Here is an 864-nt window from a genome sequence, read left to right on the forward strand (position 1 = left end):
GCGTAATACTGGATTCCGCCCCGCCGACGGCAGCCGTTATCGCAGCAGAGCGCATGGCCCACAAGGGCTATGAGATGCTGCACCATGTGCAACGAGCGCATTACGAACAGGGCAGAAAAATCGCTGATGCCGCCGTATTGGCACAGTGCGCCAGTGAGATCGGATTGGACCCCGTTGCTTTTGCCAATGAGTATGCCTTCGTTACCGCTGATGGCCTGGAGCAACATTTCAAGGAAAGCCGTGCATTGCTGGCGAACGTGGGTGGACATGGTTTTCCCACCTTCGTGCTGGAAACCGCCGACGGCAGTAGAGAGATTGTCCAGACGGTCGAATTTCTGGGCAATATGGATGCGTGGCGCGCCTTTTTGCAGGTTAAGATCGGTGGATTTGCTGCGTAAGCGGTATTCACTACCCGTAAGCCGGTGTCGATGATGCCGGCTTTCAATGATACACTGTGCTCAGGTTTCCCTGTATTGGGATCACGATTGACCAGACACAGTAAGACGTATGCACCCATCTTCTGATACTCAGCACCACTTTCCCGCACAACGCTTCTCCATCGCGCCGATGCTCGATTGGACCGATCGTCATTGCCGCTATTTCCATCGTCAGTTGACGCGTCAAACGCTGCTGTACACCGAGATGGTCACGACCGGTGCCATTATTCACGGCAAGGGCGATTATCTGGCTTACAGTGATACCGAGCATCCGGTGTCGTTGCAGTTGGGCGGCAGCGATCCTGCCGCACTGGCGCAGTGTGCGCAGTTGGCAGAGCAACGCGGCTACGATGAGATCAATCTCAACGTCGGTTGCCCTTCGGATCGCGTGCAAAATGGACGCTTTGGTGCCTGCCTGATGGCAGAA

The 864-nt window shown here is 55.6% G+C and carries 1 protein-coding gene and 1 pseudogene; both read left to right on the forward strand.

The genetic code is table 11. The features are described from left to right. Positions 1 to 398, forward strand: a pseudogene (locus tag J5224_RS31190) (DsbA family protein); the annotation flags it as partial. Between the two features lie 109 nt (positions 399 to 507). Continuing rightward, a partial coding sequence (locus J5224_RS31195) for a tRNA-dihydrouridine synthase (protein WP_264628880.1) occupies positions 508 to 864 on the forward strand: 357 nt, incomplete at its 3' end.

This window comes from Candidatus Symbiopectobacterium sp. NZEC135 (assembly GCF_025962695.1).